Annotated in this window: 15 protein-coding genes and 1 tRNA gene; 10 read left to right on the forward strand and 6 right to left on the reverse strand. The window is 58.1% G+C overall.

Features of this window, described 5'->3' with window-relative positions; genetic code table 11:
• Window positions 1–112 precede the first annotated feature (112 nt).
• The 4 genes from phnC (at window position 113) to phnE (HF679_RS13510) (ending at window position 3738) form a co-directional block, all read left to right on the forward strand.
• On the forward strand, window positions 113–955 hold the full coding sequence (phnC, locus tag HF679_RS13495; protein ID WP_123755608.1) for a phosphonate ABC transporter ATP-binding protein: 843 nt from the start codon (window positions 113–115) through the stop codon (window positions 953–955).
• A 23-nt stretch (window positions 956–978) separates the two neighbouring features.
• On the forward strand, window positions 979–1920 hold the full coding sequence (phnD, locus tag HF679_RS13500; RefSeq protein ID WP_123755607.1) for a phosphonate ABC transporter substrate-binding protein: 942 nt from the start codon (window positions 979–981) through the stop codon (window positions 1918–1920).
• 67 nt (window positions 1921–1987) lie between these two features.
• Complete coding sequence (gene phnE / locus HF679_RS13505; RefSeq protein ID WP_187043057.1) at window positions 1988–2860, forward strand: phosphonate ABC transporter, permease protein PhnE; 873 nt, start codon at window positions 1988–1990, stop codon at window positions 2858–2860.
• Entirely contained in the window at window positions 2857–3738 is an 882-nt protein-coding gene (gene phnE, locus HF679_RS13510) for a phosphonate ABC transporter, permease protein PhnE (protein WP_187042124.1), read from the forward strand. Before phnE (HF679_RS13505) ends, phnE (HF679_RS13510) begins: the two co-directional genes overlap by 4 nt.
• 1140 nt (window positions 3739–4878) lie before the next feature.
• Here phnE (HF679_RS13510) and HF679_RS13515 read toward each other — a convergent pair.
• From HF679_RS13515 to HF679_RS13530, 4 genes are all read right to left on the reverse strand, one after another.
• The gene (locus HF679_RS13515) at window positions 4879–5541 is read right to left on the reverse strand and encodes an HAD family hydrolase (protein ID WP_123755605.1); all 663 of its coding nucleotides are present in this window, start codon (window positions 5539–5541) and stop codon (window positions 4879–4881) included.
• 141 nt (window positions 5542–5682) lie between these two features.
• Entirely contained in the window at window positions 5683–7470 is a 1788-nt protein-coding gene (locus HF679_RS13520; RefSeq protein WP_123755604.1) for an aryl-sulfate sulfotransferase, read from the reverse strand.
• Between the two features lie 24 nt (window positions 7471–7494).
• Window positions 7495–8238, reverse strand: a complete 744-nt coding sequence (locus HF679_RS13525; RefSeq protein WP_123755603.1) for an ABC transporter ATP-binding protein — start codon at window positions 8236–8238, stop codon at window positions 7495–7497.
• Entirely contained in the window at window positions 8238–9803 is a 1566-nt protein-coding gene (locus tag HF679_RS13530; protein ID WP_187042125.1) for an ABC transporter permease, read from the reverse strand. The genes HF679_RS13525 and HF679_RS13530 overlap by 1 nt, the downstream gene beginning before the upstream one ends.
• Window positions 9804–10024: 221 nt before the next feature.
• Between HF679_RS13530 and HF679_RS13535 the strand changes: the two genes are divergently transcribed.
• Window positions 10025–11092, forward strand: a complete 1068-nt coding sequence (locus HF679_RS13535; RefSeq protein WP_187042126.1) for an ABC transporter substrate-binding protein — start codon at window positions 10025–10027, stop codon at window positions 11090–11092.
• Here the strand turns inward: HF679_RS13535 and HF679_RS13540 are convergent.
• Window positions 11089–12033: a LysR family transcriptional regulator gene (locus HF679_RS13540; protein ID WP_187042127.1), complete on the reverse strand. Its 945-nt coding sequence runs from the start codon at window positions 12031–12033 to the stop codon at window positions 11089–11091. The two genes, HF679_RS13535 and HF679_RS13540, sit on opposite strands and share 4 nt — an antisense overlap.
• 341 nt (window positions 12034–12374) lie before the next feature.
• Here HF679_RS13540 and HF679_RS13545 point away from each other — a divergent pair, with 341 nt between their 5' ends.
• Window positions 12375–12941, forward strand: a complete 567-nt coding sequence (locus tag HF679_RS13545) for an NlpC/P60 family protein (protein ID WP_123755600.1) — start codon at window positions 12375–12377, stop codon at window positions 12939–12941.
• A gap of 79 nt (window positions 12942–13020) precedes the next feature.
• Here the strand turns inward: HF679_RS13545 and phoE are convergent, their stop codons facing one another.
• Window positions 13021–14073 carry a phosphoporin PhoE gene (gene phoE, locus HF679_RS13550; protein WP_123755599.1) on the reverse strand — a complete coding sequence of 351 codons (1053 nt, stop codon included), beginning with the start codon at window positions 14071–14073 and terminating at the stop codon, window positions 13021–13023.
• 290 nt (window positions 14074–14363) lie between these two features.
• Between phoE and proB the strand changes: the two genes are divergently transcribed.
• The 4 genes from proB (at window position 14364) to HF679_RS13570 (ending at window position 17529) form a co-directional block, all read left to right on the forward strand.
• Complete coding sequence (proB, locus tag HF679_RS13555; RefSeq protein ID WP_123755598.1) at window positions 14364–15467, forward strand: glutamate 5-kinase; 1104 nt, start codon at window positions 14364–14366, stop codon at window positions 15465–15467.
• A 10-nt stretch (window positions 15468–15477) separates the two neighbouring features.
• Window positions 15478–16731, forward strand: a complete 1254-nt coding sequence (gene proA, locus HF679_RS13560; protein ID WP_123755597.1) for a glutamate-5-semialdehyde dehydrogenase — start codon at window positions 15478–15480, stop codon at window positions 16729–16731.
• 114 nt (window positions 16732–16845) lie between these two features.
• A tRNA-Thr gene (locus tag HF679_RS13565) sits at window positions 16846–16921 on the forward strand.
• A gap of 410 nt (window positions 16922–17331) precedes the next feature.
• Window positions 17332–17529 (forward strand): hypothetical protein, encoded by a 198-nt coding sequence (locus HF679_RS13570; RefSeq protein WP_148060392.1) that lies wholly within the window; start codon window positions 17332–17334, stop codon window positions 17527–17529.
• Window positions 17530–17619 lie beyond the last annotated feature (90 nt).

Below are 17619 nucleotides of genomic sequence, written 5' to 3' on the forward strand. Positions count from 1 at the left end.
CGCGCTCACGCAATAACCGCGCCGTTCACCATTCTTTCGTCTTACCGTCATATAACGATCACATAAAACACCATTAATAGTGCCCAGTTTAATGACGAATCTGGACACTGTGATGAATAGTTCTCTTGCCATGGTCAGCGACACCGATTATCCGCCAGCGGGTCAGCCGGACAGCACCCGGCAGCGGAAAGTCTTAAGCGTGCGCAACCTGAATAAGTCATACAGCGCGCAGCAAACCGTGCTGGCTGACATCAGTTTTGATCTCCATACCGGTGAACTGGTAGGGGTGATCGGCCGCTCTGGCGCCGGGAAATCCACCCTGCTGCATGTGCTGAATGGCACCCACAGCGCTACCGGCGGCGAGATCCTCAGCTACCCGGAAGTGGGCATGCCCCACGATGTGGCGAAGCTGACGGGCCGGGCATTAAACGCCTGGCGCAGCGAATGCGGCATGATTTTCCAGGACTTTTGCCTGGTGCCGCGCCTCGACGTGCTGACCAACGTGCTGCTGGGCCGCCTGAGCCAGACCTCAACGTTGAAATCCCTGTTTAAGATCTTCCCTGACGCCGACCGGGCGCGCGCCATTTCGCTACTGGAGTGGATGAACATGCTGCCCCACGCGCTACAGCGTGCAGAAAATCTCTCCGGCGGCCAGATGCAACGCGTCGCCATCTGCCGCGCGCTGATGCAGAACCCTGGCATTTTACTGGCCGACGAGCCGGTTGCCTCTCTCGATCCTAAAAATACGCAGCGCATCATGAATGTCCTGCGCGAAATCAGCGAACAGGGCATCAGCGTGATGGTGAACCTGCATTCGGTGGAGCTGGTGAAAGAGTATTGCACGCGCGTTATTGGCGTCGCGAAGGGCAACATTATTTTTGACGACCATCCTTCACGGCTGACGCAGGACATTCTGCATCAGCTGTACGGGGATGAAATTAGCCAATTGCATTAATTGCCACTCACACGGACAACATAATGAAACAACACATCACTGGTGCAGTTCGTTTATCCGCAGCGGTTGCGGGAATAATGATGGCGTGGCAGGCAGGTGCTGCGGAACAGCCAAAAGAATTAAATCTGGGGATCCTCGGGGGCCAGAACGCCACCCAGCAAATTGGTGATAACCAGTGCGTCAAACAGTTCCTCGATAAAGAGCTGAACGTCGATACCAAATTACGTAACTCTTCCGACTATTCCGGCGTTATCCAGGGTCTGCTGGGCGGTAAAGTGGACGTGGTGCTGAGCATGTCGCCTTCGTCCTACGCTTCGGTGTATATCAATAACCCGAAAGCGGTCGATATTGTCGGGATCGCCGTGGATGATAAAGATCAGTCCCGCGGCTACCACTCGGTGGTGATCGTTAAAGCCGACAGCCCGTATAAAACGTTAGACGATCTGAAAGGCAAAGCGTTTGGCTTCGCCGACCCGGACTCCACTTCCGGCTTTTTGATCCCCAACCACGCCTTTAAACAGAAATTCGGCGGCACGTCGGATGATAAGTACAAAAACTTCTTCTCCAGCGTCACCTTCTCCGGCGGCCACGAGCAGGACATTCTCGGGGTTCTGAATGGCCAGTTCGCGGGCGCGGTCACCTGGACCTCAATGGTCGGTGACTACAACAGCGGCTACAGCGTTGGCGCCTTTAACCGCCTGATTCGTATGGATCATCCCGATCTGATGAAGCAGATCCGCATCATCTGGCAATCGCCGCTGATCCCTAACGGCCCGATCCTGGTGAGCAATGCGCTGCCGGCTGATTTCAAAGCCAAAGTCATTACCGCGATCAAAAAACTGGATACCGAAGACCACGCCTGCTTTATCAAAGCCATGGGCGGTACCCAGCATATCGGCCCGGGTAGCGTGGCTGATTTCCAGCAGATTATCGATATGAAACGCGAGCTGGTGAGCGCGCGTTAATCCCGCCCCAACGCCGCCTCCGCGACTACCCGCGTGAGGCGGCGGCATGCTGAAGACCCATCGACGTATGAATATATCGAACACCGAATTTGAACGTTATTACCAGCAGGTACGGACGCGGCAAAAGCGCGACACCTTTGGCTGGTCCCTGCTGTTACTGGTGCTCTACTTCGCCGCCGGCAGCGCCGCTGAATTTAATCTCTTCACCATCTGGCATTCGCTGCCGAATTTTCTCGATTACATGTATGAGACGCTGCCGACGCTCCATTTCAGCACGCTGTTTGCCGACTCCCACACCAAAGGCTCGCTGGCCTACTGGGGCTACCGGCTGCCGATTCAGTTGCCGCTGATCTGGGAGACCTTACAGCTGTCGCTGGCCTCGACGCTGGTCGCAGTCGCCATCGCCACCCTGCTGGCGTTTCTCGCCGCCAACAACGCCTGGTCACCGCCGCCGGTGCGCTTTGCCATCCGCGTGGTGGTGGCCTTTTTACGCACCATGCCGGAGCTGGCGTGGGCGGTGATTTTCGTGATGGCCTTCGGCATTGGCGCGATCCCCGGCTTTCTGGCGCTGATGCTGCACACCGTCGGCAGCCTGACCAAGCTGTTTTATGAAGCGGTGGAAAGCGCCCAGGACAAGCCGGTGCGCGGCCTGCTGGCGTGCGGCGCCTCGCCGATACAGCGGATCCGTTTTGCATTGTGGCCGCAGGTTAAACCGATCTTTCTCTCTTACGGTTTTATGCGCCTGGAGATTAACTTCCGCTCGTCCACCATTCTTGGGCTGGTGGGCGCCGGTGGGATCGGCCAGGAGCTGATGACCAACATCAAACTGGATCGTTACGATCAGGTCAGCATCACGCTGCTGCTGATTATCATCGTGGTGTCGCTGCTGGATATGCAGTCTGGCCGCCTGCGACAGTGGGTTCTTGAGGGCAAAAAATGAGTCAATGGCAAAACCAACCGGATGTGGCCGCCAGTCGTCGGCAGCATCGGCAGTTGTATCGGGCTCAGGGGCGCTATTTGCGTTTCGTCGGGCTGTTGACGCTGGCGAGCGTGCTCTATTACGTCTGGTTCTTTATGCAGTTCGGCATCAGCAGCGAGCAGCTGACCACCGGGCTGCAGCAAATCAGCCGCTATCTGCTGCGGATGTTTGTCTGGCATGACTTCTGGAACTGGCCCTTCCGCTACTACTTCACGCAGATTGGCATCACGCTGGCGATTGTCTTCGTCGGCACCCTGACCGCCACGGTGATTGCGCTGCTGCTCTCTTTCCTCGCGGCGCGCAACATTATGCGCGGGCTTATCCCTGGCTTTATCGCCCTGCTGATACGCCGTCTGTTTGACGTCCTGCGCGGTATTGATATGGCCATCTGGGGGCTGATTTTCGTGCGCGCCGTAGGGCTTGGGCCGCTGGCCGGGGTGCTGGCGATTATCATGCAGGATACCGGTCTGCTCGGGCGGCTGTACGCCGAAGGGCATGAAGCGGTTGACCGTTCGCCAGGGCGCGGGCTGACCGCCGTGGGCGCCAACGGCTTGCAGAAACATCGCTTCGGCATTTTTACCCAGTCGTTCCCGACGTTTCTGGCGCTGAGCCTGTATCAGATCGAGTCGAATACCCGCTCCGCCGCGGTGTTAGGTTTCGTCGGCGCTGGCGGCATCGGCCTGATTTATGCGGAAAATATGCGCCTGTGGAACTGGGACGTTGTGATGTTTATCACCCTGTTGCTGGTCGCGGTGGTGATGGCGATGGATACGCTCTCCGCGTGGCTGCGCCGCCGGTACATTGGCGGCAGCGTGGTGCCATTATTTAAAGCTGATTAGCGTTTCCCGGAGGCGGCGCGATGCGCCTGTCCGGGCTACAGGCCAGTGCAATCTGGTAGCCCGGACAGGTGCGCAGCACCGCCTCCGGGGAAACATCACCCACCAGCGCCAGTTAAGCCCCGACAGCACCCACCCCGTAGCCCGGACAGGTGCGCAGCACCGCCTCCGGGAAAACATCACCCACCAGCGCCAGTTAAGCGCCAACAGCACCCACCCGTAGCCCGGACAGGTGCGCAGCGCCGCCTCCGGGAAAGCATCAACGCACCAGCACCAGTTAAGCCCCAACCGCACCCACCCCGTAGCCCGGACAGGTGCGCAGCACCACCTCCGGGGAAACATCACCCACCAGCACCGGTTAAGCCCCAACAGCACCCACCCGTAGCCCGGACAGGTGCGCAGCACCGCCTCCGGGAAGACATCACCCACCAGCACAGGTTAAGCCCCGACAGCACCCACCCGTAGCCCGGACAGGTGCGCAGCGCCGCCTCCGGGGAAATATCAACCACCAGCGCCAGTTAAGCCCCGACAGCACCCACCCGTAGCCCGGACAGGTGCGCAGCGCCGCCTCCGGGAAGACATAACCCACCAGCGCCAGTTAAGCCCCGACAGCACCCACCCGTAGCCCGGACAGGTGCGCAGCACCGCCTCCGGGGAAACATCACCCACAAACACCGGTTAAGCCCCAACAGCACCCACCCGTAGCCCGGACAGGTGCGCAGCGCCGCCTCCGGGGAAACATCACCCACCAGCGCCAGTTAAGCGCCAACAGCACCCACCCGTAGCCCGGACAGGTGCGCAGCGCCGCCTCCGGGAAAGCATCAACGCACCAGCACCAGTTAAGCCCCAACCGCACCCACCCCGTAGCCCGGACAGGTGCGCAGCACCGCCTCCGGGAAAACATCAACCACCAGCGCCGGTTAAGCCCCGACAGCATCCAGCCCGTACCCCGGACAGGTGCGCAGCACCGCCTCCGGGGAAACATCACCCACAAACACCGGTTAAGCCCCAACAGCACCCACCCGTAGCCCGGACAGGTGCGCAGCACCGCCTCCGGGGAAACATCAACCACCAGCGCCAGTCAAACACCGACAGCACCCACCCCGTATCCCGGACAGGTGCGCAGCGCCGCCTCCGGGGAATTTACAGCCGCCACTCCAGCACCGGCCACTGGTGCCGGGTATTTGCCGCCGTGAGCTGCGGACAGGGATTGACCAGCCGGACATGGTCGGCATGCAGGCACAGCGGCAGGTCGTTAATCGAATCGGTGTAGAACGTCACCTCACCCGAATATTCTGGATGGGCCTGTTGCCACGCCGCCAGCCGCACCACCTTCCCCTGCTGATAGCTCGGCGTACCGGCAATCACGCCGCTGTAGCCGCCGTCGGCCATCTCCACATCGATCCCCAACGCCTGCTCAATCCCCAAGGCCTTCGCCACCGCGTGAACCAGCAGGCTGACTGAAGCCGAAATCACCAACATCTGTTCACCCTGCGCGCGCAGGGTTTGCAGGAGATCCCACGCCTGCGGATAGACCCGCGGCACAATCTCTTCGCACACGCAGCGGGCCACCAGCGCGTCGACCTCCGCCTGCGGCACGCCGCTCAGAGGCGCCTGCAGCAACGCGACATAATCGGCGATATTCATCTCGCCGCGATCGTAATCGTCCATCAGCAGGGTTTCCCGCGCCAGATACGCCGGATCGCTCACCCAACCCTCCCGCACCAGGAAGCGGCTCCAGACCGTGCTGCTGTCGCCCTTAATCAAGGTATTATCCAGGTCGAAAATCGTCAGATTGTTGGACATGTTGCGCTTTCCCTACTCAGCAAAAATTGGCTCGCCAGAGCATGCTTAACGAAGATGACAGGAGAATGACTCGCCTGCACGTAGGGCAAAGGGTAGCAAAACGAGTGGCAAAACGGTCAGATTTGCCAGGCGCAGAGAGACTTACAACACCGCGCTTTGTAACCAGTTCACCAGACTGTCCACGGATGGGTCCGCCGGGGCCCGCGTCGTCGGCTTGCCGGATTTCAGCACCAGCAGCGCAGGTAACCCGCGAACTCCGAGCTGTTGCGCCAGCGCCTGGTGGCGATCGGCATCGAGGTAACGCGTCTCCAGCGGCGCAATCTGGTCGATGAGCGTCTCATGGCTCAGCCGTTGCCACAGCTTACGGCAGTGGACGCAGCGCTCGGCCCCGACAAACAACAGAACCGGACGCTCGCCAGCCAGCTCGCTTTGCGTGCTCACCGGCACAAAGTGGCTCTCGGCGACGCGGAACAGTTTCGGGCTGCGACGCAGGGTATCGTTGTCGGTTGCCACGCACAGCGCATCGGCGCTTTTGCTGTAAGGCTGCACGCCGGCAACGCGCACCACGCTCTGGGCAGGCCCCGCCGCCGCCGCGCCGGGCTGGCGCAGGGTACGCACATCCACCGCCGCGATCGCCGTTTCTGCCGGCGGCGCCAGCTGCGGGATCCAGTGATATGGGATCCGATAGGCGCGGTAAACCATATTGTTATTTAACGTTTTTCCCCAGAATGGCGAGATATATTCCCAGACGATTTCATGGTCACGGGTAACTTCAAAAACGCGGCCGTTGGACCCTTCGTTGATCAAGGTATTGCCGTTTTCGAGGCGCTGCATGTTGCTGATATAAGGGCTATAGAAGCGGTACGAATCAGTCGGCTGCGGAAGATCCGCCTCATACGGCGAATAGCGCCATTCGATATCGAGCGTCACCGGGTTGATCTCAAGGATCCGCGAATAGTCGCGCCAGGCATTTTTCACGCCATCCGCCGAGGCCGGATTAGGGGCACCGTATCCGGCCCAACCGCCGTTATCGAAGATCAAAATATTGCCAGCGCCCGGTAAGCCCTGAGGGATCATATGCGCATGGTGCTGGCCGATAATCCAGCCCAGATGTTTCAGCTGCGGCTTGCTGTAGTCCGGCCCCAGCTGCCAGACAATCCGCCCGCTCTGTTTGTCGATGATGGCGATGATATTGGATTCCCGCGCATCCCAGATGATGTTGTCTGGATGGAAACGCGCATCGCCGTCGTCATACCATTTGTTGGGCCCCAGCGCCGACATCGAGTTAATGTGCATCCAGTCGCCCATGCCGCCGCCGCTGGCACGCATATTGGGGTTATTGCGTAACGCCGTCCGCGCCGCCTCGTCAAAGCCCAGTTCGTGAAAATGATCGCTGCATCGCCATTCCCACACCACGTTGCCCTGCCAGTCGACTTCGATGATGGTGTCATCCAGCAGCAGCTTGTCGGAAATCGCCTCGTTGATCAGGTTGGTATGGGCAAGAATTAAGGTATTACCGCCCTCCACCTGTGGCTCCAGCCCCGGTGCGTAATAGCCCACCGGGTTCCCCGCCCGTTGATAATCATGGTGCGCGCGCGCCATCCAGCGCGGCGGATGCCCAGGGTCGTTGACCTGTTCATAGCGCTCGAATCGCCAGGTGATGTTGCCATCCCAGTCCACCTGAATCAGATCGAGCATATCCTGCATGCCGTAGCGGGGATCGCGCTCGCCGCTGTGGCCAAGGATCGCCCCGCCGGGCAGGATTTTATTCGGAAAACCATGTAGCTCGGGCCATTCACGGACCACGTTGCCGTTCATGTCCACCAGCACCGCGCCATGTTCGGTCGCCTGGAAAACGGTATAGCCGCTCCACGCTCGCTGCGGATCGTAAAGCGTGGCCCCGGTCGGGTAGACGGAAGGATGTCCCATGTTGTCACTCCTTAAAAAGTCAAATCAGGCAGTAGTAATCAATGTACGAATCTGGCGGCAGGCGGCGGCGAATCCCGCCTCATCGCGCTGACGAGGATGCGGTAGCGCCAGCGTCACCACTTCACGGATCCGCCCCGGGCGCGGCGAGAGCACCACCACCCGGTCGGCCAGCGCCACGGCCTCTTCCACATCGTGAGTCACCAGCAACGTGGTGGTCCCCGCCTGCTGATGAATGCGCAGCAGCTCCTGCTGCAGGGTGTGGCGCGTCAGGGCATCCAGCGCGCCGAAGGGTTCATCAAGCATCAGAATTTGCGGACGTGCGATCAGCCCGCGGGCAATCGCGACCCGTTGAGCCATCCCGCCGGAAAGCTGCGCCGGTAGCGCATCGGCGAACTCAGTCAACTGCACGCGCGCCAGCATCTCCAGCGCGCGCTGGCGCTTCTCCGCCCGGCTCAGCGGTTCATCCGCCAGGCCAAGCATCACGTTGTCGATAACCTTCAGCCAGGGAAACAGCCGCGGCTCCTGAAACACGATGCCGCGATCTTTTCCTACTCCGACAACCGGCTGGCCATTCACGCGGATCTCCCCCTGCGTGACCGGCTCAAGGCCAATCAGCATCCGCAGCAGCGTCGACTTGCCGCAGCCGCTGCTGCCGACCAGCGCCACCAGCTCGCCGGCGGCAATATCGAGGCTAAAATTGTGTAGCGCCGTGACCTGTTGCCAGGATTTACGCACGTGGTGAAAAGAGACCAAAGTCGATGCGGTCATCATTGCTCCTGTTGGCGCCAGCGGGTGGCGCGAAATTCCAGTAAACGTCCGGCTTTATCCAGCGCCGCCCCGGTAAGGCCAATCAGCACCATCCCGCAGAGGATGGTCGGCATATCAAGCAACTGCTGCGCATTGATCATCAGGCTGCCGATGCCGGTCCCGGAGGACATGAAATATTCCGCACCGATATTGCCAAGCCAGGCGTAGATCAAGGCCAGGCGCAGGCCGGCAAAGATCCCCGGCGCGGCTCCCGGCAAAATCAGCTGCCGCAAGCGGGTCAGGGTGCCAAAACGCAGCACCCTGGCCACATCGTCGAGCTGCGGATCGCGCTGACCGACTGCCTGTAACGTACTGAAGAACATGGGAAAGAACGCCGCCAGCGCGATGAACACGATTTTGCCGCCGTTGTCGTTGCCGACCCATGCCGTCAGCAGCGGCAGCCAGGCAAACAGCGCGATATGACGCAGGACGTTCAGCGTCGGGGTGAATATCTGCCCGACGCGCGGACGCAGGGCCAGCAGCAATCCGCACAGCAGCCCGGCAACAATACCCAGCGCACCGCCGGCACATGCCCGCCCTAGGCTCGCCATCATCGCCGCGGTCAGTTCACCGCTGAGCGTGCCTTCAAGCGCGCGCTGCGCCACCGCCAGCGGCGATGAGAATAAGGTGGTATCGATCCAGCCCCACTGGCTGGCCAGTTGCCACAACGCCAGCAGCATTAACGGCAGTTGAAACGCCTGCCAGCTGGCCTGCGGTTTCCAGGCCAGACGCCCGGTCGCAGGCTGCGGCCAGAACACCAGCCGGGTGTAGAGACGGTTGGTCGCCCACTCCATCAGCAAGCCGCTGAAGCCCACCACCGCAATGGTGACGAAGACAATATCCAGCTGAAACAGCTGACGGCCCCAGACCATCAGGTAGCCGATGCCCTCGGAAGAAGCCAACAGTTCAACCACAATCAACGAGACCCAGGCCTGGGAAAGCGCCAGCCGCAGGCCGGTGAACCAACCCGGAAGACTTGCGGGGATCACCAGCCAACGCAGGCGCTGCCAGCGGGAAAAGTTCATCACCTGCGCCGCTTCCCCCAACGTTAACGGCACGCTGGTCACCGCCTGCTGAGTGTTGATGGTCATCGGCACGATGGTGGTTTTGACGATAACCGCCAGCTTCAGGCCGTTATCGATACCAAACAGCACCATAAACAGCGGGATCCAGCCGAGAGTCGGGATCTGCGCCAGCGCATAAAACAGCGGCTCAATGCGCCGGGCGGCGGCCGGCACCAGGCCAAACAGCGCCCCCAGCAGGGTGCCCGCCATCACCCCCAGCAGCAGCCCGCTCGCCAGGTGCTGAAGGCTGACGCCCCACTGGCCCATCAGATCGCTGCCCAGCAGCGACAGTGCGGTATCAGCCACCACCGCCGGCGCAGGCAGAATTTGTTCCGGCATCCAGTGCCCGGCGGCGGCGAGGTACCACAGCCCCAATACCAGTGCGGGCAGCAGCCAGGGCCAACCGTTCAGCCTGAAGGTGGGCCAGAAAAATCTGCGTCTTTTCAAGAGAATCAGCGACATAACGGTCCACGTGTTGTGAAATCATGTCGCTATAAAAACGTGCTTTGCCGCCCATCGCCATTGCGTTTGTTGAATAATCCCGATGCAGAAAATGCATCTCAGCCTGGCGACCACGCGGGCCGTGATTTAGCTTTTTTTTACCTTTGCTCTGCCAATAAAAGCATTTAACAGCAGGCGGTTAGCCTCTTTAGGGTGAGAAAAAAACTCGGGAGTCACCCTTTATGATGAAAGCATTTTTTATCCGTACCGCCGTCGCGTTGACCGCCGTCATCGCCCTGGTCGCCAGCGTGCAGGCCGACAGCCTGCGCACCATTCGTATCGGCGTGCCGGATCAGAGCGCCGGCAGCAAACCGTTTATTGAAGGCCCGGTCGGCATGGCGTTTATCCGCCATCAACTGGAAGCGGTGTTTAAACCGCAGGGCATAGAGGTGCAGTGGCAGTTTTTTAAAGGGGCAGGTCCGGCGGTGAATGAAGCGCTGGCGAACCGCCAGCTCGATTTTGTCTATCTCGGCGACCTGGCGGCGATTATCGGCAAGGCCAACGGCCTCCCGACGCGCCTGCTGCTGGGCAGCCGGGGGTCTGATTCTTACCTCGCGGCAACCACGGCATCGGGAATTAAGCAGCTGGCGGATCTGCGCGGTAAGCGCGTGGCGGTCTATCGCGGGACGGCGGACCAGCTGGCCTTCGACCGGGCGCTGCAAACCGTCGGGCTTAACGAACGCAGTATGCAGGTCATCAATCTTGACTGGAGCGCCGGGAAAGCCGCGCTGGCGGCCGGCCGTGTTGATGCGGTATGGGGCGGCATTTCACTGCTGGCGCTACGCGGCGATAAGATTAACGTGGTGGTGAAGAGCGGCGATTCAGGCCGCCAGAACACGACCCAGGCGGGCTTCCTTGGCACCCAGGAGTTTATTCAGGCCTGGCCGCAGGCTACTCAGCAAATTATTGATGTACTAGTGAAAAACGCCGCCGAAATCAGCAACCCGGCCAATCGCGAGGCCTGGTCGGCGGAGATGGCGCAGCAGAGCCAGATCCCACAGGCGCTGTTCCTTGAAGATCTGCGCCCCGAGGATCTCAACTTCACCACCTCGCCGCGGATCGATCCTTTCCTCACCGACAGCTTCAGCAGCAGCGTCGAGCAGGCCAAATCGGGCCGATTGATCCGCAACAGCGTTGAGGTCAGCCAGTGGGTAGACGGCCAGTTTGTCGAACAGGCCCTGAAGGCACAGCAGCTGGAAAATCACTGGCCGCAGTACGATGCGAAAGGCCAGGCGGCGCACGCCGGCTAAGCCCCCTCCTCCTGCGCCAGCAGCGCGATCTGATGCTGGCGGTCGGTGTGCAGAATAATATCGATCAGCGCGTCGACCAGCGGTAAGCGGGCGGAGTGCACCGGAGAGATAATGGCAAACCGGGTCTGCATCAGCCGCCACTCTTCCGGAAGGTCGCTGAGCTCCAGCCTCACCAGGCGATGGCAGTGCTGGCACAGGGCGAAACCATCTTCACTGGCAAAGCTGATAGCCTGAGTCGCCGCCAGCGTCGACAACAGCGCATAGATGTGATCGCACTGGATCGCCGGCGTGAAATCCTGCTGCTGGCTGAGGGTCGCCAGCACTTTTCTCACGCCCGGCGGTAGGTACGGCGCGGCAAAGGGGTAGCGCAGCATCTCCTGAATGGAGACCGGCCCCCGGCGAGCCAGAGGATGATCGGCATGGCAGACGAAGAAACAACGTTGCGGGCTAAGCGGTTGAACCCGCAGTTGCGGATCCAGCTCGGCGTGCCAGCTATCGGCCACCACGAAAGGATACTGCTGGGTAGTCAGGGCGTGATGCAGGGCAAACCAGTTGTCGACCTGAAACCGCACTCTCGCCTGTGGCAGACGACGATGAAACGCGCCGATGGCCGCCGGGATCAGACGCGCCGCGGGGGCCGGCCCGCAGCCGAACGCCACTTCGCCATTCTGGTCGTCATCGGCTTCACACAGCAGGCTGCTGAGCTCAACGTTAAGCTCCTGGAAACGGCGAGCGTAAGGCAGCAGCTTTTGCCCGTGCAGCGTCAGCGTTGGTAGTTTACTTTGCCGGTCGAATAACGGATGGCCGACGCTCTGCTCCAGCGCCTGAATGCTGCGGCTGAATGCCGATTGCGACAGGCATACCGCCTCTGCGGCGCGGTGAAAGCTGCCATATTCAACCAACGCCACAAAGTTGCGCAGTTGGCGAAAATCCAGATGCATAAGTTGGCCTCAAAAGTTCCCTGAACGAACAAAGTACTGGACGCCAGCCCCGCCGCGCAATGGCGGGATGATGAGGATCTTTCACCTGCCCCACCGCCGGAAGATAAAGTTAAATAAGATGAGTCTTATTATTTTTCACTAAATATGGTTTCAGCGTGAAATTGTTTATTAATAAACAACACCACGGATTACTCCAGGATATTTAATCAGCATGTTAAAAAAACGGAATGTGGTGGTTTTCCATACGTAAGGTTTCGTAAATTTTTCACTAACCCTTTCTGGCGATATGGAGAATACGTTATAAAAGACGACGGTCGATCCCCTGACATGAAAATAATGATATGAAGCCTAAACTGTCCCTTGTTTTATTATTTATTCCTTTTTTGATTTTGGCAGGATGTTCATCGTCGGCTAAAAAGCCACCTAAAACCACGGCCCACCATCACTATGAGCCGATCGATAGCGGATCGGACGATCTGATCCCGGTCGTCGCGGCCCTGCACGATCAAATGCACACCTGGGACGGCACACCTTATGAATGGGGCGGCACGGCCAAAAGCGGCGTCGACTGTTCGGGCTTCGTCTGGCGCACGCTCAAAGACCGTTTCAATTTGCCGATGGAGCGCGTCACCACCGGCGATCTGCTGCATATGGGCGTTCGCGTGAGCCGCCAGCAGCTGCGTCCTGGGGACCTGGTGTTCTTCCGGATCCACGGCGGGATGCACGTCGGGTTCTACGATACGGAGCACAATTTCCTGCACGCCTCGAGCAGCCAGGGAGTGATGCGCTCTTCATTAGATAACCCGTACTGGAACTCGGTATTCTATCAGGCGCGCCGCCTGCCGAAGGAGTATAACGCGCAGGTCACCATGAACAGCGACCCGCAGCATCTGGCAAAAAATCATTAATTTCCCGCCATAAAAAAACCGCAGCTATTATGCTGCGGTTGGTCTTTGTGCCTCGCCATCCCTGCGGGGCGGCGTCTCATCAGAACTGATAAGTCATCCCCAGCGCCACGATGTCGTCATCGTTGATGCCGAGCTTATTATCGCTGTTCAGCTGGTTGATTTTGTAATCAACAAAGGCGTTCATGTTTTTGTTGAAGTAATAGGTCAAACCGACATCGATATAGTTGACCAGATCTTCGTTGCCGATACCTTCGATGTCTTTGCCTTTCGACAGGACATAGCCCAGGGACGGACGCAGACCGAAGTCGAACTGGTACTGAGCCACGACTTCAAAGTTCTGCGCTTTGTTAGCGAAGCCGCCAGTGATTGGCGTCATCTTGCGGGTTTCAGAATACATGGTCGCCAGGTAGATATTGTTGGCGTCATATTTCAGGCCGGTAGCCCAGGCTTCGGCTTTGGAGCCCACGCCGCGTGCCAGCAGGTTCTGGTCGTTGGTACGGTCAGAGCTGGTGTAGGCCGCGCTGACGGCGAAATCACTGCCGCCAAAGTCATAGCTTAATGAGGTGCCGAAACCGTCGCCGTTCTGTTTCTTGGCGTCGCGATCTTCGTTTTTACCCTGATATTGCAGGGTCAGATCCAGGCCGTCGATCACCCCGAAGAAGTCGGTATTGCGGTATGTTGCCAGGCCGCTGGAACGTTTGGTCATAAAGTTATCGGTCTGCGCGGAAGAGTCGCCGCCGAATTCCGGGAACATATCGGTCCAGGCTTCAACATCGTACAGCGCGCCGAGGTTACGACCGTAATCGAAAGAGCCGTAGTTTTTCAGTTTCACACCGGCAAACGCCAGGCGGGTTTTCTGGGTGGAGTCACTTTCTGTTTTGTTGCCGGAGAATTCAGATTCCCAGCGACCATAGCCGGTCAGTTGATCGTTAATCTGCGTTTCACCTTTAATACCAAAACGCACATAGGTCTGGTCGCCATCTTTACTGTCATAGTCGCTGAAGTAGTGCATCGCTTTGACTTTGCCATAGACGTCCAGTTTGTTGCCGTCTTTATTATAAACTTCTGCTGCTTGTGTAGCGGAAGATGCGACAAAAGCCATCATCATTAATGCCAGTGAGCTCTTTTTCATTATTCAGTCCTGGTGATTTATTTATACGCGCTAATCAATTCCGGGCGAAGGCCCCCGTGAAAACAGGAGGTTTTTTAACGCCCCGATATTAAAAATTTATGACAATGTGGAACTTTTTATAAAAAAGAGTATTTAGATGTTTCTGTCATAAATTCGTCACGAGGCATCGCCACAATGCCCGATCTCGCGCAATAAAGTGGTTCGCCCGACGCGGCAAGTGTTGGCAAGCGGCGTGAGTCCTGTTAAAACATCAGCTCGATATCGATATTCCTTTTGAACGGCAGAGAATCATGAGTGATAGCCAGACGCTGGTGGTAAAACTGGGCACCAGTGTTTTAACAGGCGGATCCCGTCGCCTGAACCGCGCCCATATCGTCGAATTAGTGCGCCAGTGCGCACAGCTGCACGCAATGGGTCACCGCATTGTCATTGTGACCTCCGGGGCCATTGCCGCCGGACGTGAGCATCTCGGCTACCCGGAACTGCCTGCGACCATTGCGTCCAAACAGCTTCTGGCGGCGGTAGGACAAAGCCGTCTGATCCAGCTGTGGGAACAGCTGTTTTCTATTTACGGTATTCACGTCGGCCAGATGCTGCTGACCCGCGCCGATATGGAAGACCGCGAGCGCTTCCTCAACGCCCGCGATACCCTGCGCGCGCTGCTGGATAACAACATTGTGCCGGTCATTAATGAGAATGACGCCGTGGCCACCGCTGAAATTAAAGTCGGCGACAATGACAATCTTTCCGCACTGGCGGCTATTCTGGCCGGTGCCGACAAACTGCTGCTGCTGACCGACCAGCCGGGGCTGTTCACCGCAGACCCGCGCAACAACCCGCAGGCGGAACTGATCAAAGACGTTTACGGCATTGATGACGCGCTGCGAGCCATTGCCGGCGATAGCGTTTCTGGTCTGGGAACCGGCGGAATGGGCACCAAGCTGCAGGCCGCCGACGTCGCCTGCCGCGCGGGCATCGACACTATTATTGCTGCCGGCAACCGCCCAGGCGTGATTGCCGATGTCATGGAAAGCGTGTCGGTAGGAACCCGCTTCCATGCGCAGGAATCACCGCTGGAGAACCGCAAACGCTGGATCTTTGGCGCCCCGCCGGCGGGTGAAATTACCGTCGATGCCGGTGCGACGCTGGCCATTCTGGAAAGAGGCAGCTCCCTGCTGCCGAAAGGGATCAAAATCGTGACCGGCAACTTCTCCCGTGGCGAGGTTATCCGCATTCGTAATAGCGAAGGTCGTGATATTGCCCACGGCGTCAGCCGTTACAACAGCGATGCCCTGCGCATGATTGCCGGGCAACACTCGCAGCAGATTGATGCCATTCTGGGCTATGAATACGGTCCGGTGGCGGTCCATCGTGACGATATGATCATCCGTTAAGGAGCTTCCAATGCTGGAAAAAATGGGCATTGCTGCCAAAGCGGCCTCATACAAACTCGCGCAGCTTTCCAGTCGCGAAAAGAATCAGGTTCTGGAAAAAATTGCCGATTATCTTGAAGCGCAGACCGACGAGATCCTGCGCGCGAATGCGCAAGATCTGGAGGAAGCTCGTGCTAATGGTTTGAGCGACGCGCTGCTCGACCGTCTGGCGCTCAACCCGGCACGGTTAAGCGGAATTGCCAGCGATGTGCGCCAGGTCTGCAATCTGGCGGATCCGGTCGGCCAGGTCATCGACGGCGGTCTGCTGGATAGCGGGCTGCGGATCGAACGTCGTCGCGTCCCGTTGGGGGTAGTTGGCGTCATTTATGAAGCGCGTCCTAACGTGACCGTTGATGTCGCCTCCCTGTGCCTGAAAACCGGTAACGCGGCGATTCTGCGTGGCGGAAAAGAGACGTGGCGAACCAATGCCGCGACGGTAAAAGTGATTCAGCAGGCCCTGCAGGAGTGCGGATTACCGGCGGCGACCATCCAGGCCATTGAGAGCCCGGACCGTGCGCTGGTTGGCGAGATGCTGAAGATGGATAAGTATATCGACATGCTGATCCCGCGCGGCGGCGCTGGCCTGCACAAGCTGTGCCGCGAGCAGTCGACGATTCCGGTGATCACCGGCGGCATCGGCGTGTGTCATATCTTTATTGATGATTCTTCCGACATCACCGAGGCGCTGAAAATTATCGTCAACGCCAAGGTTCAACGCCCGAGCGCCTGTAACTCTGCCGAAACGCTGCTGGTGCATCAGGATATCGCCGGGCGCTTCCTGCCGGCCCTCAGCAAACAGATGGCGGAGAGCGGCGTGACGCTGCATGCCGACGCCCTGTCGCTGCCGGTGCTGCAGGCCGGTCCGGCAAGCGTCGAACCGGTGCAAGCGGCACAGTACGACGACGAGTATCTGTCGCTGGATCTGAACGTGAAAGTGGTTGCCGGCCTGGATGAAGCCATCGAGCACATCCGCACGCATGGCACCCAGCATTCGGATGCCATCCTGACCCGTACCCTGAGCAACGCCAACCGTTTTATCAACGAAGTGGATTCCTCAGCGGTATACATCAACGCCTCTACCCGCTTCACCGACGGCGGCCAGTTTGGCCTCGGCGCGGAAGTGGCGGTCAGCACGCAGAAGCTGCACGCCCGTGGCCCGATGGGCCTGGAAGCGTTAACGACCTATAAATGGATCGGTTTCGGCGACGATACGATTCGTGCTTAATGCTAAGCGGGTGATGCAAAAGTAGCCGTTTGATTCATAAGGCCATTGACGCGTCACCCACTTAGTTTTAACCTTTTACCCCGTGATTCGCCCGGCGATCACGTCCCTCTCAGGGCCGATATAGCTCAGTTGGTAGAGCAGCGCATTCGTAATGCGAAGGTCGTAGGTTCGACTCCTATTATCGGCACCATTTCCATCAAGTACTGTCCAACATTCCAGCTCGAACTCACCCCCTTACTGCTCTGAGAATCTTGGGTAGCATCACGTCAATTATCACGAAATGAGTAGAAAAAACCGCCCTTCTGCCCAGAAGCACACAGTTGTGAACAAACAACCCACCGCCATCGCATTGTTAACTGTATGTACGATTTGTATAAATCATATTGGCAGTAGCATCATGTCATTTAAATATATGTAGAGTAATTTTGTATTTTAATAAAGCAACTGACACTAACAATGTAATCATTCCTGCTGGTATATATAAAACATATCGCAAATGATTTTTCCCATTATTGTTACGCCTTTATGGAGTTCATATAATTAAAGCTGTTTTCTGAAATGAACATCAACCAGGTGATTTTAAATAATGAGGATAATGTTATGATCAAAAATGCATTTGTTGAAGAGAATAATGCTGGCGCGATTGTTGTGCGGGTTGAGGGAAAAGAGGTTTGCCTCTTTGATAATTATGACTCGGCACTGGAGTGGGCATTTTCCATTGGCTATCATGTTTATAAAAAAGTACCAACAAACCGCAGCCATGAAGAGTGCTGGGTAAAATATACCCAGCACCGTTAAGTCCGGCAAGCTATGCTATATTTATTCAGGTGCTGAGTCATTCCACTACTTAGCACCTGAATCATCCCGAACTCACTTTCACGCCAGGTG

This window comes from Enterobacter sp. JUb54, assembly GCF_014298075.1.
GTDB lineage: Bacteria > Pseudomonadota > Gammaproteobacteria > Enterobacterales > Enterobacteriaceae > Klebsiella > Klebsiella lignicola.